The following is a 23,455-nucleotide window of genomic DNA, read 5'->3' as shown; positions in this document are numbered from 1 at the left end:
GCATGGACTTCAAGACGCTCAAGGCGCTCAATCCATCGGAGTTCGAAAACGCTGCCGACGGGTATCGCGCGATGGGGAACATGGCGTCGGCGGCCAAAGAGCATATCGACAACCAGATAGCGGTTGGGATGCGGAATTCCCTGAAAGGCGAGGCACTGGAGGCGGCGCAGGGACAGTTACGACAGCTGTCGCAGAACTTCCACTACACACAGGTGGAATGCGGGCTGATCAGTACGGCACTGAACGGTTTCGCCTTCGATGTGGACGCGGCGAAGAAAAAGCTGGATGCGGCATTGGAGGATGCCGGGTCTCACAAGTTCACAGTGAACTCCGACGGCTCGGTCAGCTATCCAGCGGCCGGCAAGGAGAGCGACGGCAAGAAGCCTGAGGGCGGTAAGGCCGACGGTGTCACGGATCCGACCGCGTCAGCGGTCGACCGGCAGGCGGCCAACTTTGACCCCAACCCGAACTTCAAGATTGCCCAGGGCATCGCCAACCGCATCGCGCATGCGCTGGAGGAGGCCACGGAGGCGGACGAGAAGTGGGCGCCGAAGCTGCGAGCGCTGAAGGCCGACGACGATCTGGTCGTTTCGGGTCGTGACTGGGTCGATGTGAAGTCCGACACCGGCGGGGTGAGCAAGGCCGCCAAGGACTACCTGGACTTGCTCAAGGACCCGCCGAAGCACGGCACCCCCAAGGAGAACGCCTCGTGGTGGAAGGGCCTCAGTGAGGAGCAGCGGGCCGAGTACATCACCCTGCACCCCGACTCGGTCGGCCGGATGGACGGACTCCCGGCCGACGTACGCAGTGAGGCGAACCAGCTCGTGCTCGCCGAGACCCGCGGCGCCGCACAGGGACAGCTCAATGATTGGCTGAAGAAGGAGCCGAAGCACTACGAGCCGTACCTCAACCCGATGACGGGCACCACCATGGAGAATGTGCAGGTGCCGACGGAGGAGTGGAAGAGGTGGGACGCGAAACGCAAGGAGATCCAGGGCCGTATCGACGGCATGGACGCGATCCAGCGGCGCTTCGACACCTACACTGGTGAGGACACACGCCCTTATCTCCTGGGGATCGACAATAGGAATCGCGGGCACGCCATCGTGTCCATAGGCAACCCCGACACGGCGGACAACGTGGCCACCTACGTGCCGGGAACCTTCGCCAAGCTGAGTTCTGTCGACGGTGACATCCGCAGGGCGCAGCTTCTCCAGACGCAGGCGCAGATTGCGGATCCGGCCCACTCGACGGCGTCGGTCCTCTGGCTGGGCTACGACGCGCCCCAGAGCATCGTGGGAGAGGCTTCGGACACCAAGTACGCCGACCACGCCCGTCAGCCCCTGAACGACTTCCTGACCGGTATCGATACGGCAAACGGCGGACATGTGAACTCGACGCTTGTGGGCCACAGCTACGGCAGTCTGGTGGCCGGCGAGACCATGCGGGACCACCCTGATGTGCCTGTGGACAACGCGATCGCCGTGGGCAGCCCGGGCATGGGGGTCAAGCATGCCGACGACCTGAACATCCCGCGGGACCACATGTGGGCGGCCACCGCCAAGAACGACCTGATCAACCTTGCCCCTCCCAAAGCGGGATTCCTGGCGCCTTTGAACCCGATGGAGTACGTACGGCTCTTCGACGACCACACGATCGTGCATGGGACCGACCCCACGACCGACGACTTCGGTGGTCAGACGTTCAAGGTCGCCGATGGGAAGGCCCCCGGCTCGGACGGACTCATGCCCGCTCATTCCCAGTACTGGGAGGGAAAATCCCTCAAACACATGGCCGAGATCGTTACCGGAGGGCGACCGTGAAACCACGCACCATGATGGTGGCGGTCGCCCTGCTGGCCGCGACGCTCGCGACGACGGCGTGCGGATCGGAGCAGGACGGGCAGGGGAAGGACGACGAAGCGACATCGAAGCAGGTCACCATGGATGAAGAGCAGGCCACCAAGCGCGCGGAAGAGATCATTCACCAGGCCGTCGACGGCATGTCACCCAAACCGACTCTCAAGCGGATCGGTCCCGAGCCCGTGGGTCCCTGCGTGGCCCGTGATGATCACGGTTCTGACGATCGGCTGCAACTCAGCCTCAGCTACCAGCTCACGGGGGTCCCGGGCTCGGCGGCCAAGAAACTGGTGCGGCAGGCCCGGGACGCCTGGGTGAAGCAGGGCTACACATTCCAGGACTCCGATGAGGACTGGTCCAAACCCTTTCCATCAGTCGACATGCGCACCGAACCCGATGACTTCTGGATGGACGCCGTCACCGGGGTCGTGGACCGGGCCAAGGGGGAGGGGCTCGCCTCCATTGTGGTGACCTCGCCCTGCTTCGCCCCTGCCGGTGAGCCCGCGTCCAAGGCCGACAGCACCGCCCTGCACTCGGCTCCGGCCGCCGACGACCCCGGTGTGCGCCGTGCCCTCGACCACTCCAGCCGGATCTACGACGCACTCCGGGTCAGGCACGCCTCGCGGGGCGAGGGCAACGGCGTGCGTTCCGTTGAGGACGCCGACGGCACCTGGCTCCACCACGACTGGTCTACCGACCCGCTTACCGCCGAGGAGGCAGCCGACGCGATCGGACGGGCACAGGCGTACCTCGAGAACGCCAACTGGACCGTACGCCACGTCGCCACGGATGCCTCTGTTCCTGCCCTGTTCGCCCTCCACGAAGAGGACAAAACGGTGGCACAGCTCGTCCCCTCGGCCGAGGGAACGCTACGCGTCGCGGTGACTACACCCGCTGCCCAAGTCACTGTCACGGACGCCTGACAGCGCCAAATCATTCCGGACTCCGCCCATTCACGACTCTCGACAGCCAGCGGCGCGGACGGCGCAGCACTTCCGTGCCGCGGCCTGCCGTAGGTTCTGGATGATCGGCCCATGCCGGCGGCTCGTCGGCGTGGCGCGCTGCGAGCCTCTGCCTGTCCATGGAGAGGCTCCAGCCCTCGACCGAGGGTCACCTGCTGCCTGGGTGACGTCCAACCCTTCGGCGATCCGGAGCGACCCTGCCGGCTGCAGCCGAAGAAGAAGGCGCCGCAGAGATCTCGCGTACATGCAAAGACCCCGCATCCAGCGTTGTGGCTGGTGGCGGGGGTCTTTCAGCACCTCGTGCGAGGTACCCCGGCGGGGGCGCAGCACATGGGGTCGAACCGAGCCATTGATGGGCGGTGAGCTGGTGCTCCAGACGACCGTCCCGGTGAATCGAGAGAGCGCGTAGCCGATCGGTGCTTCGACCGCTGTATACGGGAGCCGCCCCTCGCGGCTCCCTGCCGCGCGGCGTTCTTCGACTTCAGGGGCAGGGCGTCTGTCGGGCCCCGATCGATGCCGGAGTCGCCTGCGGTGCCCTAAGGAGCGAGCTAGCATCTAAGTAAGCTTCAATCTACGTAAGATCGAAACTATGTTTGTCGCTGAGAGATGGAGCAGGGATGGAGTTCAAGGGCAGGATTGCCGACCTCGACCTGCTGACCAGGCAACTGGGTCTCGTGATCGGGGGCGCGGGAGCCACCCGGGGCCAGGCTGTGATCATGACGGGGCGGCGTCGGGTGGGGAAGTCCCGTCTGGTCCAGGAGTTCTGTGACCGGTCCGGCGTTCCGTACGTGGTCTTCCAGGCGACCCGGGGCCGTAACGCCGTCGCCGAGCGGGCGGACTTCTCCGCGGCGCTCGCGCAGTCCGCGCTGCCCGGGGCGGAACTGGTGGCCGGGCTGCACGCCGCGGACTGGAACCAGGCGCTGCGGTCCCTGGCCGTCGCGGTGCCGGACGATGCCCCGAGCGTCGCGGTGATCGACGAAGTGCCGTGGCTGGTGGAGCAGGACCGGGAATTCGAAGGGGCGCTGCAGACGGTCTGGGACCGTTACCTGTCCGCCAAGCCGGTGCTGCTGATCCTGGTGGGCAGCGACATGTCGGTGATGGAGGCACTGCAGTCGTACGGCCGTCCGTTCTTCGGCCGGGCCGCGAAGATGACCGTACGTCCGCTGCACCTGGCCGATGTGCAGGCCATGACCTCTCTGGGCGCGGCGGACGCGGTGGACGCGCTGCTGATCACCGGGGGCTTCCCCGAGATCGTCCAGTCGTGGCGGCCCGGGATGGGGCGCGCTGATTTCCTGCGCGAGGCAGTCGCCAACCCTCTCTCACCGCTGCTGGTGGCGGGTGAGCTGTCGCTGCTGGGGGAGTTCCCCGAGGCGTCACACTCGCGGGCGGTGCTGGAGGCGGTCGGCAGTGGGGAGCGGACCTTCTCCACCATCGCCGCGCAGGCCGGCGGCGCAGGCGCCCTGCCCTCCGGGACCCTGTCGCCACTGCTGCACACCCTGCAGGCCAAGCGCATCCTGGCCACCGACCTCCCGCTTTCCACGAAACCCGACACCAAGAACAAGCGCTATCGGATCGCCGACCCGTACCTCCGGTTCTGGCTGGCCTTCCTGCAACGGGGAATCCCGCTCATCGAACGCGGCCGCGGGGATCTCGCCTTGGAGCGCATCGAGCGGTCGTGGACCACCTGGCGAGGACGTGCGGTCGAGCCGGTCATCCGCGAGTCGCTGCTGCGCCTGCTCCCCGATGGCAGATGGCCCCACACGGAAGCGGTCGGCGGCTGGTGGAACCGTCAGAACAACCCCGAGATCGACCTGATCGGAGCCGACCGCGAACCGGTCGCGGGGGCGGTGCACTTCATCGGCTCCATCAAGTGGCTGGAGTCCCAGCCATTCGGCCGCCGCGAGTACGACGCCCTGGCCCGGGACATGCTCGCGGTGCCCGGCGCCGAACCGGACACCCCACTCGTCGCCGTCGCACGCTGCGGCGTCGAGGGCGACCTGCCGCTCGCGGCGCACTGGGGCCCGGAGGACTTGGTCCGCGCGTGGCAGTAACCGGGGGAGCGGCGGGCACGCGGCCCGGAGGGCGGATGCCGTGGTCAGCAGACTCTTATGTCGACAGCGATACTCGTACCCATTCGGGTGGCGCGGTCGAGTCGTTTGTGGAGCAGCTTGAGCTCGGTGGAACGGCCCATCAAGGCGCGGGGGACGGTGCGGTCATGAAGGCCCGGCCTCCAGGTAGAACCAGTTTACGTAAATTGGTTTTACCTGAATCCGTCCGCGCTGGACGGGGTTGCACAGGAAGCACCACGCCACCCGATCATGCCGCATCGGTGCGTGGAGGGCGCACCCTTGTCTGGGGTGCCCTGTGCCTGGAGTCCCACGCCGACCCCGACACGGCCCGCCGCTGGGCGGCAACCTGGGCCGGTCTTAGCCGGGTCTGCCACTACCACGGGTACGAGCTGGCTCCCACGCGCGTGGAGCTGCGTGCCTGGCGGGACGACGTAGAGCGCTGGGCACGCTGACGAAGGAAGCGGTCGTAGGGGACCAACCGCCAACCGAATGACACCCTGTTGCCGTCCAGTCACCCGCGATAGCCTGCATATGTCCTGTGCGGCACAACCACCCGCACAACCAGCAACACGCGAGGGGCACGAGGGGATCGTGGAGCGGGGCGACGTGCGGGGGCACTACGAGGAACTGGCAGCCGAGTACGACGAGCACTGGGTCTACGGTCCGGACTACATTCCGTGGATGTCTGGCCGAATCTCCGAGGCGCTACGGCTCAGCCCCACGGACCGGATCGCCGACATAGGCTCCGGAACGGGTTTGTTCGCCAGGGAGGTGGCCAGGCAGCTCCAGCCGCGCCATCCGATCCTGTGCGTCGATCCGTCCGAGACAATGCTGCGCCAGCTCGGCACACCGCCTCCCCCTGGCCTGACACCGATCGTCGCGTCCGCCGAGGACATCGCCGAAGGCCGTGCCGATCTGCCGTACGAACAAGTCGACGCGATGTGGCTCAAGGAGTCGGTTCACCACATCACCGATCAACCGCGCACGCTGCGCGGCCTGGCCAACCGGCTGGCCGCCGGAGGGCGGCTGCTGGTGGTGATGCTCCCCGCCACCATCCAGTACCCGCTGTTCGAAGCGGCTCTCGACCGCTTCGAGGAGTTGCAGCCGGACCCTGCCCACATCCAACAGCACTTGAGCACGGCCGGGCTGGACGCCGGTCTCACGCACGTCGAGCACGAACTACGCATCGACCGGGACAAGTACATCGGCATGGTGCGCGCCCGATACATGTCGCTGCTGTCCACGTTCAGTGACAGTGAGATCGAGGCGGGCATCGAAGAGATGAAGGCCGCGCATCCCGAGCCCGTTCTGGTGTTTCCCGACCGGTTCGCGTTCGTCCTGGGGGAGCGGCCTGGGGAGAGTGTATGAGCGCAGTGGTCGATGAACGGCTGCGGCGCCTGCGGAGCGAACTCGACGACCACTCGCGGATCGCTGACCGATTAGGGCTCGACCTTGAGCGGCCGCTGCGGTCCCTCAACGACGGTTATCCGGAGAACGCGGTCGCGCTGATCGGGAAGCTGACCGAGAAGCTCCTCAAGGAGCTGTGGCGCCACCACGGCGTCGAGGGTGACCCTTCGACGAAGGCCCTGAACGACCTCGTCAAGCGCTGCCGTCCTCACATCCGCAGCAGTACGGTTTTGGACGCGCTGGAGGACATCCGGCGGCTCCGCAACCGGTCCACGCACGATGGGTACGACGTCAGTGACGAGGACGGGCTGCTGGCGGTTCGCCGGCTCGTCGACGTGCTGGTCTGGTTCACCGACACCGGGAGCGCGGCCCTACTCGGCGGTGAGCCGGACATGGCTCCGGAGGTGGCCGGCCGCTGCGAGTTCCTTGCCGGGTTGTACGTCACGCTGGGCTACCGGCAGGCGAAGCGCTTCGTCCTCAGTCCGGACACCGTGTACCAGCTGTTTTGCCGCGAGTCGGGCATGCGGTTGGAGTACGTGGAGCTGATGCTCTCCCGGGACGCCGACGAGCTGAGTACCGTTCTTTCCTCCAGCGGGGGCGAGCTCCTGCGCACCCGGCTGCCCAAGCTCACCCGGTTCGTTGTCCTGGAGTCCGACGACGACAGCAGCGGTGCCGGGTCCGGCGCTCTCCATCAACTGCTGGGCGTGGACTTCCGGATCGTGCCCTACGACGGCTTCGTCGACACCATCGTCAACCTCGACGACCATCTCGCCCCTCTCACCTCCCTCACCCTCAGCCCCGCACAGCCGCGAGCCGCTGTCCCGGCCGCAGCGCTGACCACCGAGCCGCGCACCGGCGAGGCACAGGTGACGCAGTCCGGGGACGCGGCGGAGCTCCTCGCACGCCTCGCGCGCGGCAGCGCGAACGTGTTGGTCACCGGTCGTCCCGGGAGCGGCAAGAGCACGCTCCTGCGCACCCTTGCGGCCGACTCGAAGGTCCGCCGCTTCCGCTTCTACTTCGACCTCGGCCTCAAGCCGAAGGACGAACCGTTCTCCGAGTACGCGGCCCGTCTCCTGGCGTCGGCCATGACGTCGGCGGACCGCTCCCGTGCCTACGACCTCTTCCTCTACCTGATCCGGTCCGGGACCGCGCTGTGCGTGCTCGATGCCGTCGACGAGGGGGTTGAGGAATCGAGCCCCGCCGGATTCCTGCGGCTCTTCACCGATCTCGCGGCTGTGCTGTCCGCTGAATCGACAGTGGTCATGAGCTCACGGGTGTCCTTCCTCGCGGACTCGCCCCAGGTGCGTCAGTTGCTGGACAGCGGCGCGGGCCGCTCCGAGCAGTTGGTCGAGCAGATGTACGCGAACGGCCTCGACCCGGCTCGTGTCCCACACTTCCACGTCGTACGCCTGGCCGAGCCCGAGGCGACTCCTCTGGAGATGCGCCTCACGGCTGAACTGAAGCTCCCGCCGGGGCAGTCGATGGCCCAGCTCCTTGACGCACACATCACGCGGACACTGGTCGAGCATGGGCAGCCGGAACTGGAACGGAAGCTGCCGGCCGTGTTCGGGCAGGCGTTCCTCACGGACCGTAGGGTCTTCTCCCTCCTCGACTTTTCCGGGATCTGGGCGCCGACGCCTTCACGGGCGGGCGCCCCGATCTCGACGCCTGCGGCCTCGCCCCACTGCTGCGCCCTGCCGGGCCCGATCACGTCGCCTTCGTCCATACGGCGTACCAGGAGTTGCTGGCCGCCCGGTATCTCGCCGACCCGGAAGCCCGGAACGCGGCGGCGGACATTCCCGGCGGCGCCTTCCTCACCGAGCAAGTGCGGGCCTTCCTCGCCGACATGTCCGGCACTCCGGTGACGGACGACTGCGTGCTGCCCGCAGGGGCGTTCCTGGTGGGTCCCGCCGAAAGGCTGTTGATCCGTCGCGTCCAGCGTCCCGTGCGCTTCGACCGCCATGCCGTCACCGTCGCCCGCTACCGCGATTTCCTCAACGCCCTCGACACGGACGGCACCTCGCGGTGGGATCATCCGGACCAGCCCGCGGACATCACGCACCGTCCCATGACCGACCGGCTGGCACATGCCGACTACTACGAGAACCCTCGCTACGACGCACACCCGGCCGTCTGCGTCACCTGGTGGAGCGCGTACGCCTTCGCCGCCTTCGAAGGCAAGCGTCTCCCGACCGCGCTCGAATGGGAGGCTGCCGCGCGCGGCACCGACGGACGATTGTTCCCGTGGGGCGACACAGCCGACAGCACCCGCGTCAACTGCGCCGACTCCTGGGTCGGTCGGCCTGTCGTGACGTACCAGGCGTGGTACCGGGACTTCGCGGGCGACGCCGTACGTCGAGCGGGGGTGACACCCGTCGGGGAACGCCCCGACAATCGCTCACCGTTCGGCATCCTCGACATGGTGGGCAACTGCTGGGAGTGGACATCCACCACCCTGTCCGACCCCCGCGCGGCCGTCATATGCGGTGGCAGCTACGACAATCCGATGCGCGCGGTACAGGCCAGCAGCAAGGGCGTCTATCGGAAGCACGGCGGGAGCAACGCGGTCGGCTTCCGATGCGTGCAGGACATCGACAGCGACACCAGCGGCACAGAGGAGACGACAGCATGAGCGGTGGCGGGCCGCGCCACGGAACCATCGTGGACACCCGGCCGACCGGTGGCGGACCACGCGGTGCGCTCAGCTCCTACGTCGTCCGGGACGACGAGGATGAGCGGTACTACGGCTTCGACTACCGGCAGATCGTGACCGAGGGATTCCGGACCATCCGCCCCGGCGAACGCGTCCGCTTCCATATCAGTTCCGAGAGCCCTGACCAAGCCGAGTTCGTCATCCGTCTCGACCAGCCCGACCCGGCCGAATACTACCGGTGACCGCCGAAGTGCCACGGCTCGACGAGGTCACGGGGACGCGCCAGGAGCTGACCGTCGTCCTTCCCGCCCAGCTACAGCGCACCCCCGACTGGCCCGAAGGCCCCTTCCCGTTCGAGCTGGGCAGCCGCCGCACCGACGCCGCGACCCGGTCCACGTATTTCGCCCCTGCCTCCGCGCGTGCCCTGTACGGGACCCCCGGGCGGCCCTGCCGCTGGCACCTTTCGCAGGACGCCGAGCAAGACGGGCTCCACCTGCTCGGTATGGAACTGCTGCGCGCGGCCACCGTTCGCAATCCCGAGCACGCCTTGGCGGTACTGCACTTCAGCGTGGAGAAACCACTCCTGCCAGTACTGCGTGCTCTCGCCGGCCGACGGTCGAGCACAGCCGACGAACCGCTCACCGGCCCCTTCGATCCGGCCGCGCTCCTCGCCGGGGTAGCCGACGTCCGTGCCACGGGCACACCGTTCGCCATCGCCCGGCCCTACACCGTCGCCTTCATGGCCCCCTCGGAACAGCACACCCCCGTGCTCCGCGACGGCCCTCAAGGAACCCTGCCCGGCAGCGCGGACCGCTGGCTGTGGCAGCTCGCATCACGCTCCACACCGGAGGACTTCCCCCTCCCGCCCGAGACAGCACACGAACAGCTCAAGGACGTCATAAGGATCTCGGCAGACTGGAGCGCCCTGGTGCTTCGGCAGGGGACCGCCTTCCTGGGCCACCGGCCCGACACAGGGGCTGGTGACTTCTTCGAGTTCGGGGCCCTGCACTCCCGCACCGTCTATCTCGACGCCCTGCTCCTCGGCTCCCTCCAGCGCGACCACATCGACGAGCTCACGGACGAACTCTCCGCGGTCTTCGACTCCTCACGGCTGGCACGCCGCGTCGCCGCCTTGGAGCGGAACATCGCCGTCTTCCGCAGCACCTACTGGCGACAGCACCTCACCGCCCACGGTCCAGCGAACGACCTGCTGCTCGCCTTCCAGAACCAGCACCGACTTCCCGCCCGCTTCACCGAGATCCTCGCCGAAGCCGCTGACTACAGCAGACTCGTACAGACTCAGGAGAGCCAGCAGATCAGCGGGGCCCTGGGCGTCCTCACCATTCTCGGCCTGCCACTCGGCACCGCCCTCAGCATCCTGCAAGTGCTGGGTGACGACTCGGTGGCCCATCTGCTGGTCGCACTCGGCCTGTCGATCGCGGCCACGGCCGCGGCCCTGACGACTCGGTACGGACGCCTGGTCCTGTCGTCGCTGCGCGGCGGCGATGGTGAGGCGTAACCGACTGTTTCGTCAGTCGATCGCTGTACACACAGTACCGACTGGCGGCGACGCGGCGGGTCCTACAGCAGGTGGTCGGCCTTGCCGGCCTTGATGTCGGTGATGAGGGCGCGCAGGGCTTCGAGGGAGTCGGTGAGGTAGTGGTCCTCCTGGCCGGCCACGGCTATGTAGCCGTTGCCGTCGGCGTCGGTGCCTAGGCGGAAGCAGGAGCTGCCTTCGGCACAGAACGGGCTCTCCCAGATGATGTCGGACATAGGTGCTCCTCACAGTTGGCGTGCGATGTCGCGAATGAAGTCACGGGACTGCTCTGGCGGCAGAGCCAGACTTTCCAACAGGTCGAGTTGCGCCCGGTATTTCGCCAACTGGCCCTCGGCGTGGAGAAAGGTGGGGCCGTGGGAGCTGTCCACCTGCACCGTATCGAGCTGCGGCACGGCGCCTTCGATGTGGACGACCGTTTGCCCGGCACCGGGGAAGGCACCGTGAGCGAAGGGCAGGACGAGCACGGTGACGTTTTCCCGCTCGGAGACCTCCAGCAGGTACTCCAACTGTGCCTGGGCAACGTCCCGTCCGCCAAACTGCATCCGCAGAGCGGCCTCGTGGATGACAGCGACGTACGGGATCGCCGCGTCGCCGGTGATCACCTGCTGGCGTTCCGAACGCAGCGCGAGTCGCAGGGCAACCTCGTGCTCGGGCAGAGCGGGGACCGCGGCTCGGAAGATGGCCATCGCCTGTTCCGATGTCTGGAGCATGCCCGGCACATGCACGGTGTTGGCACCGCGCATGCGTACAGCGTTGCTTTCCGTTTCTGCGATGTCCAGCAAGCCTTGGGGCAGGATGCCTCGGTAGCGCTCCCACCAGCCTGTACTCACCTGGGCCATCTCGACGAGCGCCTCCACGTATGCCTCATCGGTCACATCGCAGTTGCAAGCCAGTGTGCGCAGGCGCTCGGCGTTGATACCCCGGACCCCTGACTCGATGTTGGAAATCTTGCCTCGGTCCACACCCAGTAGGCCTGCCGCGAACTCTGCGGACATGCCTGCCGCCGTACGGATACGCCGCAGCTCACTTCCCAGTCGCTTCTGCCGTTCCGTGGGAGTCGTCCTCGGGGGCATGGGGTTCCTTCCATTCGGCGGGGGCCGCTCGGTCGCATACGGAGGCCGACTTACCCCTCCGTGGTGAATTTCTCTCGAGGCTGTGGAAAATTTACCACCGCGTGCTCTACTGTCAGTATCGCGCACGCTACACACCGCAATGCCGGAAGCGCACCGCGCGAGCATGCCCGTCCGCCCTGGGGCGGGTGTGCCCGCGACCAGGGCGGCAGGCCACCGGCGACCGCGAATCCCTCACCTCAGCAATGGAGTTCGCCATGCCCGAGATCCCCCTCGTACCCGCCCACTGGTGCTTCCCCGCACGCCCCACCTCCGTATGGCGGGCTCGCCGCGCCGTCGCCGAATCGTTGCCAGACGCCCATCGTCCCCGCCTCGGCGACGACTTCGGCCTGCTGACCTCTGAGCTAGTCACCAATGCCATCCGTCACGGCGCCTGCCAGGAAGACGACTTCATCGAACTCGTCCTGTGGCCCGCCGACGGACACTACTGGCTCGCCGTCTCCGACCCGGGTATGGGTAAGCCGGCACTGGCCCACCCGGACACGGGCTCCGAGAGCGGCCGGGGCCTAATTCTCGTCGACAGCCTCGCTACCGCCTGGACCGTCCGACCCCGCCCCACGCGCGGAACATCCGTAATCGCGGGACTCCCTCTCCGCCAGGGCGGTTGACCCGGCGGAGCGGTCGGCCGGGAGGAGCCGGAAGACCGGACGTACGTGTCAGGTCGCCGCGTCGTCGTTGTTGTCCTCCCGGCGGATCGCCCACCCGGCCGCCACGGCGGGCACTCTGGTTGAGCGACTGCTTGAACGCGCTGAGCCACCTGTTCGGTCAGGCCGTGGCCTCCGTTCAGAGCCTGCTGCACTCGACGGAGGCCGGGGAGGGGTTCGCCCGGAAGGTGGCCGTGGCCCGGCCCGGTCGGCCTCTGCCGGAGGGTTTCCGGCCGTCGAGAGTCGTCTTCGCGATCCTGCTGAAGGACGGCACCGACCTCACCGCCGACACGCTGTTCCCGTTCTCCCAGGTCACCCTCATGCAGACGGCTAAGATCCTTGAGGCGTAGGGCGTCGAAGTCGAGGCCATCGGGATCCAGGCCACGGAGGTGCCTCCGGGCCGGTTGGGAATCCGCCACCTGGCCGCGTGAGGCGCTGACCGCTTCATGGTGGCGATGCTGTGGGACCCTCCCGGCCGACCGAACAGGCAGTTGCCGCGTCGTGCGCTCCGGCACCGGGCCTTCGTGGTAACCGGGTCAGATGTTGATCACGGTGGCCTGGCCGCTGCACAGTGCGGTCAGGTCCTCGGGGTCGGAGGTGAGGATCGTGACGGGGCCGGGGGCGGCGAGGGCGGTGGCGCTGAGCATGGCGTCGATGGCGTACTTGTGGCCGTGCAGGCCGGCCTCGGCGAGGAGCGCGGCGGCGTGCCGGGCGATCGGCTCGCTGATCGGTTCGACGATGAGGCGTGAGAGGGTCCACTCCAGGGCGGGGCGGTTGATCCGCGGGTGTACCACCTCGACCAGGGTGGCTGCGGAGGTGATCACCCGGAGGTCGTCGGCGCGGGCGAGGGCGAGCCAGCCGGTGACGGTGCGGTCGCGCAGCACGGCTTTGGCCAGTCCTTCGCTGTCGAGGACCAGGGTGCCGCCGGGGACGGCGGCGGAGCGGGTCACGCGGCGTCCGCCCCGCCCCGCGTCTGGCTCCGGCGTGCCTGGTGGAGCTGCTCGCGCAGCGCCTGGATCTCCTCGGCGGTGACGGGGCCGTGCTCGGCCTCGGCGACCTGGATGAGTTCGTTGAGGTTGTCGCGTTCGATCTGGCGGGCGACGGCGGCGGCGACGTAGGCGGACAGCCCGGAGTGGCCGCTGCGGGCCTTGGCGGCTTCGGCGATGTCGCGTGGCATGGTGATCGAGTACTTGCCGGTGGGCTCGCTCATGCTACCTATCCTACCTGTGAACCTCCAGGTGCTGTCCTGCGCGCCGCGCGGAATGCTTCGGCCCGGGCCATGTCAGGGGAGAGGCCGGCTCTCCATCTGGACAACTTCGGATTGACCGTGTCGACGCTCATGACCGGCGCCGGGGCGGTCTGCTGGTTCGTCAGCTCCTGGATGAGCGGCCGCACATACGCGAAGACCCCGCTGTCAGCGTCGTGGCTGGTGGCGGGACCTGCTGACACTTCAGGTGAAGTGCCCCCGGCAGGATTCGAACCTGCGCACACGGCTCCGGAGCCTGTGAAGGCCCGACGAATTTGCTGGTCAAGCCTTTGCGGATGGTCAGGTCCCTAGTAGCTGTCCACGAATGGTCCATGTGTCCGCAACCCCAAGGAGCCAAGCTGACCACTTCGCAACCTAGCACCGCTTCAGACGGGGGGCGGCGCTAAGGTCTTTCAGTCAGTGGCAGGCTCGCTGTCATCCACGATTTCCTCCACCGAGGCTACGGCAGAGGCCATGAAGATATAGTGCTTGTCTTCTCCGGCCAAGTAGCTCAGAAAATCATCGCGCAGCTTCTGAGTTCCGAGGTAGTAGTTTCGGAAGGCTTTCGAACAGTTATCTGCTTCTTCGCGAGAAGGGGGAACCGGGATGCGGATTTCCTCATAACGCTTGCCTACATCTTCACGGTTCGTTTGCATGAAGACGATGCGGTCCCACTGCCGTCGAACCGCTTTGAGTGTCATTGCCCAAAGGAGATAGAAGTTGTCGAACGGCGCATTTCCGGATGCGCGAAGAACGAGAACTTCCTTGGTCAGGACAACTCGCTCCTGTCCCGGCATGATTAGAGCAAACTCGCCAATATTTTTGCTGGTCCTGATAGGGGTGATGAGGTCGAATGCCTTGAGGCCTGATTCCTTTCCTTTCCAGAATCTTTCAGCGACTACATCTGGAACTCGATTGGTTGGGTTGATGTTTACCTGGCCAGCCCGAATGTCCGACACTTTGATGTAAGGCACGTGACCTGTACGGAAGTCCGCTGAAGGGCTTCCATGCCCATGCGAAGATTCCAGCGTCCCGGAGTGAATCAACTCACCGATCGTCTTGCTTGTGTAGCCCTCGAACTCTGGAGACTCCATTAGAACTTGGAAGTCGCGGATTGATCGTTCGTCGAAATAGTTAGGAACGGCTAGGAGCTGGCTTTCTGGAGATCCTACATCAATCCACCGGCTGGTGTCGGTGGTTTCTAGGTTATCAACTAGAGCGATGACATCAGCTTTGATCTGATCATCAATCTCAGATGTCCGGAGGCCGGTTTCAGGGTCTACAACGAACAGCTCCTCGCCGTCCTTGTTGATTCCCACAGTTGGCGCGTACGAAACGAACACCTTATCTTCGCGGAACCATGCTGGCTTGTGCGGCATCGTGGATCACTTCTTCTCGAAGACGTAGAAATTAGTTTTGGCGCGGCAGAACCCCTGGAAGGCTTCCATTGGGATGTTCAGGACTCCCCGTAGAGCGAAGCGGTCCTCAAGCCAGTTCGGCAGCCACTTGTAGGTCGGGGAGAAGAAATAGGTCTCCGGGAGCACGATGCCTAGCCGGCCACCTTTCATCAAGAGCCGGTGGGCGCGCTCAAGGAAGATCAGACCAATCTCCAGATCGACGTACTCGCCCGGCTTTCGGCTAGCAGCTTCCGCGATGGTGTAATTATTGCGCCGCGAGTCAGTCTTACTGACCTTTAGGTTCTTGCCGAAAGGAGGGTTTGTGATCACTACGGTAAAGGACTCGTTGCTGAGAGGCTGCTGTAGGTGCTGATAGTCTTTAGCCCAGCGATCTTCTCTTATAGAGTCGCCAATGTGAACATTGACGGAACCATCGCCAAGGCCGACCATAATCGCACGGGTCAGCTTGATGTTGATGGAGTCCTTGTCGACGCCATATACCTGACGATGAGCCCACGTTCGAGCCTGCGCTGCCTTGGCTTCAGGAATATCCCTTACCAGAGAAAGGAAGGCTTCCGTCAAGAAACCGCCAGTCCCACAGGCGGGATCGATGATCTTGTCTTCGAGTCTGATGTCCATCATTTTGATGGCTGCTGAGATAACTCGCTGCGGAGTGAAGTACTGACCTTCACCAGCCTTGAGGTTAGCCCTGCGGAAAACCTGGAATGCCGATGAAATTGCCTCTGGGCCAACGTCCAGAAGGTTCAAGTTGGAGAGCTCGTACACCACGTCCTGAATAGTGTGGTCGTCTAGATCGAGGCTTCCCTCTCGATGTTCGGCGAATACCTCAGGCCGTAGTTTCTTTAGCTTGTTGAACTGCTCCTGCATGGATCGAGCAGTGGCCGTCTCCCCTAGTGGAGAAAGCTGAAAAGCTACCGGCTTGGAATCGTCGTAAGAGGCAATGGAGTCAGATTCCAGCTTAAGCAATAGAAGGTTGCACAGTTCATTAAGCTGAGAGTCCGACCTGGTTGACTTGCTGTCACCTGCGACAATGGCATCAAGTAGGCGCTTGAAAGATGCTCGCAGCTGGCCAGGCTTAGGAGTCACCAAGTCGCTATAGATCAGCGGTTTCTCGGACGGCTGAGAGAAGTTTTCCCCAGGGTGCGGAATGCCCTTATTTAGTACTTTTTTGAAAGTGCCGTCAGCGAGCTTGTATACGCGGACGTCATCCGTCCCATTGGACCAGTAGCCCATACGGGCGCGGGGCTCACGAGCTAGATAGATTTCCAGCTGGCTGACGCCCTCAGCGAGGGTTGGTTGTTTGAACTCGCAGATTGCGAGGATGTGCTCCCAGTCATCCGCATGCTGCGAGTCATCAAAGATGGCGAGGTCGACTGGCCAGCCGGCGAAGGACTTGCCGCCTTCCCGTTTTGCGGCATCGTGAGGGGACTGGGGTACTCGCCACTCGGGCTTCCAGCGAAGCTGTCCTTGGTCCCAACCCGACTCAATGAGTGCTTTGATCGTCGGAAGGCGTACTTGCTGATGCTCGGGGCCGCTGAGGGTACGAGAGGGGGCAGCTTCGTCAGTCACGGCGTAACTGTAGCTGCTGCATCTGACAATGAACGTAAGTGACCGATAAGGTTAGTTATGCCCGTTTTGTGACTTCTGGCCTCGATCTTGCATGAGGGTCCGTCAGCTTGCTGACGGACCCTTTCGGCTTGTTCGGGGCGGAGGCTCCTGCCGGTGTGCAGGCTGGCGGCCCGGCTGTCGCGTCGGGTGGGCGCCGGGTTCCACTGCTCCGGTCGGGTGTGGTGCTGCTCGTGGGGACGGGAAGTTGTTGGTCAGCCAGGGTTCGGTAGAGCCGTGAGCCGTTGCAGGGCGTCGGTGATCACGTTGGTCCAGGGCCAGTGCCTGGCGAAGCGGAGGATGCGGCGTCGTCCCGTGTTGACGAGCTGAGCGGCTGCGGAGAACAGCCGCAGCCGCAGGCGGGCGGGGTTCCCAGAGCCGGGCTTTGCCGGTCAGGGCGAGCATCGGCATCCAGGCGAGCAGGTCGAGGGCGATCTGGACGATCTCCAGCCAGATCTGGTTCTGTGCGGTGTCGTGGAGCGGGAGGTTGCGCAGGCCGGTGGCGCGGGCAGCGCGGATGCGGTCCTCGGCCCGGGCCCGCTGGCGGTGCCGCAGCTCCAGCTCGGCGATCGGAGCGTTTTTGGTGTTGGTGGCGAAGCAGGTCAAGCGCATGCCGTCGGCGTCGGTGAAGCGCAACTGGGCGCCGGGGTGCGGCCGTTCCTTCCGTACGATCAGCCGCATGCCCCCGGGCCAGCCCTTGAGGCAGTCGCCGTCGAGTTCGGCCACCCAAGCGCCGTCGCGGATCTCGCTATCGGGCTCGACGGCCGGCGTCCAGGCCGATGCGGGAACCTCCAGGACAGCAGCGTGCATAGCGTCGGTGATGGTCATGCCGACCGAGTAGGACAACCACCGGCCGCGGGCGGAAAGCCAGTCGACGAACTCGTGGGTGCCCTGCCCGAGTCGGTGCGGATCAGGGTCTGCCGTCTCCGCCGGTACTTCTTCGGCAGCTGCTTCAGGGCGAGTCGGGCGGCTTCGATGTGGTCTGCGGCGGTGTTGCTGCCCGCGTTCCCGGGCCGCAGTACCCGGCCACCGGCTCCCCGGACCCGCCGCGTCCGTGGTCGACGAACCCCATCAGCGGGTGGTGCCCGAAGGTCTTCTTCCAGGTCGCGGCCGCATCCTGCTTCTCGGAATGCGCGATCACCAGCACTCCGTCCAGGTCCACCACCACCTGCCCGGCCGTGTCCGGCGCCGCCTGGCCGGCCCACCTCCATACATATGCAACGGACATCAGCGTGGGCCTGCCGCAGTGCGGTCAGTGCCCGCTTCCCTCCTGTTGCCAGCGTGTCGATCAGCCGGGACACCGTCGGATCGGAGGCCACCGGCCCGAACACCGCGGGCTCGGCCCGCAGCGTGCCCACGTCTGCCAGGCAGTCTCCGCCCAGTGCGACCGCGAGCGCCACGTCCAGCAGGACCTTGCCCGGATCATGCACTGTCCGCGGCTTGGGCCACGGTGTCAAGGCCGCCGATATCGCCTGATCCAGACCGGTTTTGCGGATCGTCTCCACCAGCAGCACTCCGTCGGCCTGGGAGACCACCCCGCGACCACCGCCTTCAGTACGGACACGCGGGTAGGACCCGATACGCTTCCTCATCTGGAGAGTGCTTCTTTCATGCGACGACCTGGACCCTAGACAAGTCCCATCGTTGTAGGTCAGGAGCACTCTTCGCTTTTCTGATCACCCACCGGACACCCTGCCACGTGAAAGCACGAGGCTAAGCCAGGGTCAAGCGCGCACCCGGTGCTCCCCCCGCTCCAGATGTCCCATAACCACCTGATGCGCCCGCCACCCGTCCGGGAACTTCGGCGGTACGTCCAGGTATACGGGGCTGCTGCGCGGATGCCGGTCCAGCAGGTCGCGGATGCCGGCGCGGGCCACCACGATGCAGGCGAAGCGGTGCCGGGAGAGCAGGACGCACAGGCGCCCCGTCTCCAGGTGGAAGGCGGAGGCGTCCTGGCGGCCGGACAGCGGGTGCCAGACGAGGGTGACGTCGAACTCGCGGCCCTGGAGGCGGTTGGCGGTGTCCACGGTGATGCCGGCCAGGCCGCGGGCGGCGAGGCGGGAGCGGACCGCGTCGGCCTGCACGGTGCGGGCCGTGCCGATCGCGATGCGGCCCGCGGTCAGGGGTTCGCCGTTGACCAGTGCGCCGCGCTCCAGCAGCCGGGCCGCCGTCGCCGCGAGGGCGTCGGCCACCTCCGGGTCCTGGTCCAGGGTGTGGCGGGCGGGGAGTTCGAGGTGGCCCCAGCCGGAGTCGGCGGCCCGGGCGAGGACGTCGTCCAGTGGGGTGGAGCCGTGGGACAGGATGGAGTACGAGAGGACGCGCTCCGATGCCGTCGTGCCGGGGTCGAACCGGTAGAAGGGGTAGAAGGCCTGCTCGACCAGGGGTGCCGCCGTCTCCGGGAGGCGCCAGGAGACGGGGAGCTGGTGGCGGACGAGGTCGGGGTTGTGGGCGAGGGTGACGTCGACCGCGTTGCGCAGGGGGTCCCAGGTCAGGCCATGCCAGCGGTCGGTCTCCACGGTGGCGAAGGGGTCGAGCTGGCCGGGGTCGCCGACGAAGAGGACCTGTGAGTGGTCCTGGGCGAACAGTGGGGCCGTCGCCAGGAGCGCGTCCGAGCGCATCTGGTAGGCCTCGTCGACGATGGCCCACCGCCACGGCGCGCACTTGTCCGGGGTGATGAACGACCACTTCTTCGCGGTGGACACCACGACGGGCAGGTCGCGCAGGTCCGTCACGTGGCTGCTCCCGGTGACGTTGGGGTGCCGGGTGACGCGGGGCGGGAGGGTGTGGCCCTTGGCGTGGAGGCGGCCGAGCGCCAGGTCGGGATGCTTCTGCGCGATGCGGTCCACCAGGTCGTCGACCTGCTCGTTGGTCTGCGCGACGATCATGAGCTGCTGGCCCGCGGACGTCAGGTGCCCGGTGGCCCGCACCACAAGCGTCGACTTCCCGGCCCCGGGAGGCGAGTCCACCACGACGCCCCGGCCGGGCGCGGTGTCGAGGCTGGTCAGGATCCCGGCGACCGCCCGGTCCGCGCGTTCGCCGGGGGTGAGGGCTTCGGGTTCCCCGGTGTCGGGAAGGAGGGCGGTCACTCCCAGGTCTCCTCTGCGTCCTCGTCGGTGGGTTCGTACGGCTGGGGCGGACCGCCGTGGGTCCAGGGGGTGTTCTCCTCGTCGGGCAGGGCGGACGGCATGGCCGTGGGGTTGAGCGTGGTGTACGTCAGCTCCTCGCCGGTCTCCGCGAGCGTGCCGACCGGTGCCGGAGGCTTGCGCTTCCTCTCGAAGCCGCCCTCGAGCTGGAGCACCACGGTGTGGCCGCCGTCGTCCTCCTGCCGTACTTAGAGGATCCGGGCTTCTTGGCCGGGCCGGGCGGGGGACTTCACCTTCGTGCCGACCGCGAGGCCGACACGGGTGTCGGTGCGGAGGGTGATCGTCGGACGCCACACCTGGGAGCCGGGACGGTCGCCGGGGACGAAGCGGTCCTCGTCCCTGGCCGTCACCGTGCCCGTGAACGCTTCGCCGGTCAGCTCGTACTCCGCCATCACCAGCGGGTCGTCGTACGCGCGTTCCGCCTCGAAGCGGGCGACTGCGTCCTCCAGCCGGGCCAGGCGGCGGGCGGCTCTGACGGCCTGGTCGCGACGGGCCTGCGGGCGGCCGTCGGCGTCCAGGTAGGCGGCGTACTCGGAGAACCAGCGTCGGTCCCGGGACCAGCGGACGGGGACGTGCGCGCCCTCCGGCAGATCGCGGAGCAGCTCCACGCCGCGCCACATCAGCCGCCAGGTGGGCAGCATCTGGCCGTGCAGCTCACGGTCGATCTGGCGGCCGACCGCCTCGCGTCCGCGGTCGTCGGACGCCTCGTCGTAGCGCGTCATCAGTTCGTGGAGAGTCCGGTCGAAGACCGGATCCGTGGATGGGCCGGCCGGCGGCCACGCGGCGGGGTCCTCCGCCTCCCGCGCCGCCCGCGCGCCGTCGCTGCCCTCGGGCGGATCAATCCAGGCGAGCAAGGACGCGAGGTGGGAGTCCTCGGAAGGGCTCTGGCCCGTGGCCCAGTGCGCGGCGAGCAGTCGGGTCATCGCGAGCAGCACACCGGAGTCCGGGAACTCGGCCAGATCCGCGCACCAGGTCAGCCACTTGCCGAGGGCCGGCACGGATGGGTCGACCGCGTACGGCCCCTCGGTGGCGCGCAGTCTGGTCAGTCGGCCGAGCAGGCGCACGTACGCGATGCCCTGGCCGTTCGGCACGAGGAGCTGCGGGGCCCGCTGGAAGCGCAGGCGTTCCTCCTTCTCCTTGCCGCGGCCTACGGTATAGGGCTCCGTCTCCGTTCGGCACCCGTCGATGTACGCGAGGAGGAGTGCGGCGAGGCCCTCGGAGAACCGGAAGCGTTCGGCGCGGTTGCGCGGCTGGCGGACGGTGAGGAGAGTCGGGTGCTCGGGGTCCGTACCCGCCAGTGCGGCCAGGGGCGCGCACGCCTCGCCGGCGAGGGTCAGCGGCACTAGGACGAACGGCTTCTCGTCCAAGTGCTGATGACGGACGGTCGTCAGCGGCTCGGCACGGCCGGTGCGGGACGCCGTGAGCGCCGCGACGGTGGACAGGACACTCATGCGGCCCCCCGGCGGAGTCGGCGCAGCCGGGCGGCGGCGCGCAGCAGATCGGCGGCTTCCTCCTCGGCCTCTCCCGGGGCGGCGACGCCGTCCAGGTAGTCGAGCGCGGTGCGGGTGGAGTCGATGCCCGGCAGGTCGTTGCGCACGCCGTTGCCCAGGCGGGCCGGCAAGGCGCATCCGTCGGCCTCGTCGCGGCAGTAACGCGCCATTTCGCAGAAGGACAGGCAGGAGGGGGTGTACGAAGCGTCCAACGCCCCTATGGAGGCGGAGAGTTCGTCCGTGCTCCGAGTCGTGTCCAAGGTCGCCGTCTCGGGCAGCTGGGCCGCGAGGTCCTCGGCGCGCCGAAGCCGGGAGAGCTGGAACTGGAGGGCGTCGAGTTCCTGCCGGAGGTCGATCAGGCGGCCGTAGGGGCGGTTGGAGAAGTCCTTTGGGCAGACGAGCAGGAACTCGTGGGAGATTTGCTCGGTGGGCAGTCCGGCGGTGTCGAAGGCGTGGTGGAGGGCGAGGACGTACACCGCGGCCTGCTTGGCCGCCTCGGCGACGGCGGTCGGATTGGCCTGGCCGTCGATCGCCGCAAACGAGCGGATCAGCACGACGTAGAACTTCCCCCCGATGCGATGGGTGAGCGCGTCCGGCTCCAGGTACGCGGTCTGGCCGGCGACCTCGAGGGTGAGCACGGGGCGGTCGAGGATGAGCCGTACGTCCTGGCCGGAGGCCACGTGCGCGATGAGGCGGTGGGTCTCCCGCTCGCGTACGTGCAGGTCCGTGTTGCCCCCCACCTCGTTGAGGTCGGTGACATGAGCCTCTTCCACGGGGGCGGAGAGCTCCTCGCGCAGCAGCCGGATGAGCTCGGCGTAACCGCCCCACTTCACGAGGCTGTGGAACGCCTGTTCGCGGGCGAGGGCGAAGGGTGACTGGCCGAAGCGCGGCTCGTAGCCAACCTGCTGGGCGAGCAGTGCCTTGTCCACTCCGGCGGCGTCGAGGACGGCGCGGCGGGCGCAGGCGGGATTGGCGGTCAGGGCGGTGATCTTGCGGGCGGTGTACGGCTGAGGGGGCTGCGGTCCACGCAGCCGCGTGAGTCGGCCGTCGGGAGGTTCGGACTGCTGCGAGGGCATCGTCTCTACTTCGGGAGCGTCTTCGGGAACGTCTTTGGGAGCTCACCGGCGTGCGAGGCGCCTGACGTCATCGCCGTCGGGAAGGGACCGTCAGGACAGGGTCCCACCCGCGTCGCGGAGGGCGTCACGCATCGGAGCCGCGCCGAATAGCTGCTGTGCGTCCGCGAGTTGAGCACGGGCGCGCTGCGCGGCCGCTTGTCGCTGCTGGTCGTCCTCCTGCTGGTGGACGGCCGCCTCGGCGTGGGCGGCAGCGATCACGCGGGCGGGGTCGGGTTCCGGGGCCACGGCGTCGTGGGCGCCCGGGATCGTGAGGGCGAAACGGCGCAGCAGCCGCCAGGCCGCGTCGGAGGCCGGATGCCCTGCGGTGGTGAGTCGCTTGATCTGCTCGGCGGTTCCCACCGCGTGGGTGAGGAAGTCGGCGCGCGGGCTGAGCGGGCCGATGATTCGCCGCTCCACGGGCCAGGTGGACAGGGCCAGGAGTCCTCGCGCGGGGACGAGGCGGTCGTGGGTCAGTGCAGCGCAGATGTAGTACGGGCGGGCATAGCCCTGTGCTGTGAAGGAGCGCTCCTCGTCGCGGCGGAGCGACGCGAGCTTGGTGGCGACCAGCGACTCGGTGAAGAACGCCTCGTACGTGGACGAGATGAGCTTCGGGGAGGCAGGAGCGCCCAGCAGGGTGAGCGCCTGGTGGACCTGTTCGCGGATCGGGATGGAGCCGTGCGTCGGGCGCTCCTCGCGGAGTGGTGCGCCTGCGGTTGCCGACGCCTGTGGGGGCGGGGGCTCGGTCAGGACTGCCTCGCCATCCGACTCTGCCTCGATCTCGAGGGCGTGCTCCCACGCGGCCTCGGCCTCGCGCAGCGCGCGACGGATGCGCGCGGTTTCGGCCTTGTCCCGTGCGCGCACAGCACCGCGCAGTTGGGTGCGCAGGTGGGACAGGCACTGCTCGAGCTCCTCCAGTGATGCCGCCATGTGGAGCAGCTTAGTGCAGGAGCCAACCTATGCCAAGAATTTCCAATGAATTCCAAGATTTCTGCTACGGTCGAACGCGGCGGCGCACCCGGCCGGTCCGAACGGTGCTGTCTGTCCCGAGACAGGGGGCAATGAGTGCCCAGTGGAGCGGGAGCGAGCACTGGCCCCTCGTACGTCGCCGCCAAGGCTCCCCGGCTTCCCCGAGCCTCCCGGGCTTCCCCCTGCCCAC

At 67.1% G+C, this 23,455-nt stretch carries 21 protein-coding genes and 1 pseudogene; 10 read left to right on the top strand and 12 right to left on the bottom strand.

Annotated elements, in window-relative coordinates; translation table 11 throughout:
- Positions 1 to 2: 2 nt before the first annotated feature.
- The 8 genes from IEJ02_RS31445 to IEJ02_RS31415 all read left to right on the top strand — a co-directional run bounded on the left by IEJ02_RS31445 (position 3) and on the right by IEJ02_RS31415 (position 10,469).
- Positions 3 to 1,823 (top strand): alpha/beta hydrolase, encoded by a 1,821-nt coding sequence (locus tag IEJ02_RS31445; RefSeq protein ID WP_191067925.1) that lies wholly within the window; start codon positions 3 to 5, stop codon positions 1,821 to 1,823.
- A 14-nt stretch (positions 1,824 to 1,837) separates the two neighbouring features.
- Entirely contained in the window at positions 1,838 to 2,782 is a 945-nt protein-coding gene (locus IEJ02_RS31440) for a hypothetical protein (RefSeq protein WP_223864774.1), read from the top strand.
- Between the two features lie 656 nt (positions 2,783 to 3,438).
- Positions 3,439 to 4,872 carry an ATP-binding protein gene (locus IEJ02_RS31435; RefSeq protein WP_191067924.1) on the top strand — a complete coding sequence of 478 codons (1,434 nt, stop codon included), beginning with the start codon at positions 3,439 to 3,441 and terminating at the stop codon, positions 4,870 to 4,872.
- Positions 4,873 to 5,481: 609 nt separating this feature from the next.
- Positions 5,482 to 6,258 (top strand): class I SAM-dependent methyltransferase, encoded by a 777-nt coding sequence (locus IEJ02_RS31430; protein ID WP_191067923.1) that lies wholly within the window; start codon positions 5,482 to 5,484, stop codon positions 6,256 to 6,258.
- Positions 6,255 to 8,162 carry an ATP-binding protein gene (locus tag IEJ02_RS31425; protein ID WP_223864773.1) on the top strand — a complete coding sequence of 636 codons (1,908 nt, stop codon included), beginning with the start codon at positions 6,255 to 6,257 and terminating at the stop codon, positions 8,160 to 8,162. Before IEJ02_RS31430 ends, IEJ02_RS31425 begins: the two co-directional genes overlap by 4 nt.
- Entirely contained in the window at positions 8,144 to 8,929 is a 786-nt protein-coding gene (locus IEJ02_RS49100; protein WP_223864772.1) for a formylglycine-generating enzyme family protein, read from the top strand. The genes IEJ02_RS31425 and IEJ02_RS49100 overlap by 19 nt, the downstream gene beginning before the upstream one ends.
- Positions 8,926 to 9,192 (top strand): hypothetical protein, encoded by a 267-nt coding sequence (locus IEJ02_RS31420; RefSeq protein ID WP_191067922.1) that lies wholly within the window; start codon positions 8,926 to 8,928, stop codon positions 9,190 to 9,192. Before IEJ02_RS49100 ends, IEJ02_RS31420 begins: the two co-directional genes overlap by 4 nt.
- The gene (locus tag IEJ02_RS31415; RefSeq protein WP_191067921.1) at positions 9,189 to 10,469 is read left to right on the top strand and encodes a hypothetical protein; all 1,281 of its coding nucleotides are present in this window, start codon (positions 9,189 to 9,191) and stop codon (positions 10,467 to 10,469) included. The genes IEJ02_RS31420 and IEJ02_RS31415 overlap by 4 nt, the downstream gene beginning before the upstream one ends.
- Positions 10,470 to 10,531: 62 nt before the next feature.
- Here the strand turns inward: IEJ02_RS31415 and IEJ02_RS31410 are convergent, their stop codons facing one another.
- Complete coding sequence (locus IEJ02_RS31410) at positions 10,532 to 10,723, bottom strand: hypothetical protein (RefSeq protein WP_191067920.1); 192 nt, start codon at positions 10,721 to 10,723, stop codon at positions 10,532 to 10,534.
- A 9-nt stretch (positions 10,724 to 10,732) separates the two neighbouring features.
- On the bottom strand, positions 10,733 to 11,581 hold the full coding sequence (locus tag IEJ02_RS31405) for a helix-turn-helix domain-containing protein (RefSeq protein ID WP_191067919.1): 849 nt from the start codon (positions 11,579 to 11,581) through the stop codon (positions 10,733 to 10,735).
- A 254-nt stretch (positions 11,582 to 11,835) separates the two neighbouring features.
- On the opposite strand from IEJ02_RS31405, the gene IEJ02_RS31400 reads away from it, so the two are divergent.
- Together IEJ02_RS31400 and IEJ02_RS31395 are read left to right on the top strand one after the other, a co-directional pair.
- Positions 11,836 to 12,246 carry an ATP-binding protein gene (locus tag IEJ02_RS31400; protein WP_191067918.1) on the top strand — a complete coding sequence of 137 codons (411 nt, stop codon included), beginning with the start codon at positions 11,836 to 11,838 and terminating at the stop codon, positions 12,244 to 12,246.
- A 131-nt stretch (positions 12,247 to 12,377) separates the two neighbouring features.
- The gene (locus IEJ02_RS31395; RefSeq protein ID WP_223864771.1) at positions 12,378 to 12,632 is read left to right on the top strand and encodes a DUF6119 family protein; all 255 of its coding nucleotides are present in this window, start codon (positions 12,378 to 12,380) and stop codon (positions 12,630 to 12,632) included.
- A 186-nt stretch (positions 12,633 to 12,818) separates the two neighbouring features.
- Here the strand turns inward: IEJ02_RS31395 and IEJ02_RS31390 are convergent, their stop codons facing one another.
- From IEJ02_RS31390 to IEJ02_RS31350, 10 genes and pseudogenes are all read right to left on the bottom strand, one after another.
- Positions 12,819 to 13,232 carry a PIN domain-containing protein gene (locus IEJ02_RS31390; protein ID WP_191067917.1) on the bottom strand — a complete coding sequence of 138 codons (414 nt, stop codon included), beginning with the start codon at positions 13,230 to 13,232 and terminating at the stop codon, positions 12,819 to 12,821.
- On the bottom strand, positions 13,229 to 13,492 hold the full coding sequence (locus IEJ02_RS31385) for a CopG family transcriptional regulator (protein ID WP_191067916.1): 264 nt from the start codon (positions 13,490 to 13,492) through the stop codon (positions 13,229 to 13,231). The genes IEJ02_RS31390 and IEJ02_RS31385 overlap by 4 nt, the downstream gene beginning before the upstream one ends.
- A gap of 449 nt (positions 13,493 to 13,941) precedes the next feature.
- The gene (locus tag IEJ02_RS31380; protein WP_191067915.1) at positions 13,942 to 14,907 is read right to left on the bottom strand and encodes a restriction endonuclease subunit S domain-containing protein; all 966 of its coding nucleotides are present in this window, start codon (positions 14,905 to 14,907) and stop codon (positions 13,942 to 13,944) included.
- Between the two features lie 6 nt (positions 14,908 to 14,913).
- Positions 14,914 to 16,515 (bottom strand): HsdM family class I SAM-dependent methyltransferase, encoded by a 1,602-nt coding sequence (locus IEJ02_RS50515; protein ID WP_191067914.1) that lies wholly within the window; start codon positions 16,513 to 16,515, stop codon positions 14,914 to 14,916.
- Positions 16,516 to 16,766: 251 nt separating this feature from the next.
- A pseudogene (locus IEJ02_RS31370) lies at positions 16,767 to 18,143 on the bottom strand (IS1380 family transposase).
- A 132-nt stretch (positions 18,144 to 18,275) separates the two neighbouring features.
- Positions 18,276 to 19,637, bottom strand: a complete 1,362-nt coding sequence (locus IEJ02_RS31365; RefSeq protein WP_191067913.1) for an AAA family ATPase — start codon at positions 19,635 to 19,637, stop codon at positions 18,276 to 18,278.
- Complete coding sequence (locus IEJ02_RS51170) at positions 19,634 to 19,852, bottom strand: hypothetical protein (RefSeq protein ID WP_370467160.1); 219 nt, start codon at positions 19,850 to 19,852, stop codon at positions 19,634 to 19,636. The genes IEJ02_RS31365 and IEJ02_RS51170 overlap by 4 nt, the downstream gene beginning before the upstream one ends.
- A gap of 30 nt (positions 19,853 to 19,882) precedes the next feature.
- A complete protein-coding gene (locus IEJ02_RS31360) occupies positions 19,883 to 21,145 on the bottom strand; it encodes a hypothetical protein (RefSeq protein WP_370467159.1) in 1,263 nt (420 codons plus the stop codon).
- Positions 21,142 to 22,260, bottom strand: a complete 1,119-nt coding sequence (locus IEJ02_RS31355) for a hypothetical protein (protein WP_191067912.1) — start codon at positions 22,258 to 22,260, stop codon at positions 21,142 to 21,144. Before IEJ02_RS31355 ends, IEJ02_RS31360 begins: the two co-directional genes overlap by 4 nt.
- 90 nt (positions 22,261 to 22,350) lie before the next feature.
- Entirely contained in the window at positions 22,351 to 23,226 is an 876-nt protein-coding gene (locus IEJ02_RS31350) for a hypothetical protein (RefSeq protein WP_191067911.1), read from the bottom strand.
- Positions 23,227 to 23,455 lie beyond the last annotated feature (229 nt).

Origin of the sequence: Streptomyces sp. 5-10 (assembly GCF_014712245.1) — a bacterium.
In the GTDB taxonomy this organism is placed as follows: domain Bacteria; phylum Actinomycetota; class Actinomycetes; order Streptomycetales; family Streptomycetaceae; genus Streptomyces; species Streptomyces violaceusniger.
The sequence above is the reverse complement of the archived record's forward strand: the minus strand, read 5'-3'. Positions and strand labels throughout refer to the sequence as shown.

Excerpts from the sequence above, each read along its gene's own strand:
- IEJ02_RS31445 (WP_191067925.1), top strand. The coding sequence starts at position 3 with ATGGACTTCAAGACGCTCAAGGCGCTCAATCCATCGGAGTTCGAAAAC.
- IEJ02_RS31440 (WP_223864774.1), top strand. The coding sequence starts at position 1,838 with ATGGTGGCGGTCGCCCTGCTGGCCGCGACGCTCGCGACGACGGCGTGC.
- IEJ02_RS31435 (WP_191067924.1), top strand. The coding sequence starts at position 3,439 with ATGGAGTTCAAGGGCAGGATTGCCGACCTCGACCTGCTGACCAGGCAA.
- IEJ02_RS31425 (WP_223864773.1), top strand. The coding sequence starts at position 6,255 with ATGAGCGCAGTGGTCGATGAACGGCTGCGGCGCCTGCGGAGCGAACTC.
- IEJ02_RS49100 (WP_223864772.1), top strand. The coding sequence starts at position 8,144 with ATGTCCGGCACTCCGGTGACGGACGACTGCGTGCTGCCCGCAGGGGCG.
- IEJ02_RS31420 (WP_191067922.1), top strand. The coding sequence starts at position 8,926 with ATGAGCGGTGGCGGGCCGCGCCACGGAACCATCGTGGACACCCGGCCG.
- IEJ02_RS31410 (WP_191067920.1), bottom strand. The coding sequence starts at position 10,723 with ATGTCCGACATCATCTGGGAGAGCCCGTTCTGTGCCGAAGGCAGCTCC.
- IEJ02_RS31405 (WP_191067919.1), bottom strand. The coding sequence starts at position 11,581 with ATGCCCCCGAGGACGACTCCCACGGAACGGCAGAAGCGACTGGGAAGT.
- IEJ02_RS31400 (WP_191067918.1), top strand. The coding sequence starts at position 11,836 with ATGCCCGAGATCCCCCTCGTACCCGCCCACTGGTGCTTCCCCGCACGC.
- IEJ02_RS31385 (WP_191067916.1), bottom strand. The coding sequence starts at position 13,492 with ATGAGCGAGCCCACCGGCAAGTACTCGATCACCATGCCACGCGACATC.
- IEJ02_RS31380 (WP_191067915.1), bottom strand. The coding sequence starts at position 14,907 with ATGCCGCACAAGCCAGCATGGTTCCGCGAAGATAAGGTGTTCGTTTCG.
- IEJ02_RS31360 (WP_370467159.1), bottom strand. The coding sequence starts at position 21,145 with ATGAGTGTCCTGTCCACCGTCGCGGCGCTCACGGCGTCCCGCACCGGC.
- IEJ02_RS31355 (WP_191067912.1), bottom strand. The coding sequence starts at position 22,260 with ATGCCCTCGCAGCAGTCCGAACCTCCCGACGGCCGACTCACGCGGCTG.
- IEJ02_RS31350 (WP_191067911.1), bottom strand. The coding sequence starts at position 23,226 with ATGGCGGCATCACTGGAGGAGCTCGAGCAGTGCCTGTCCCACCTGCGC.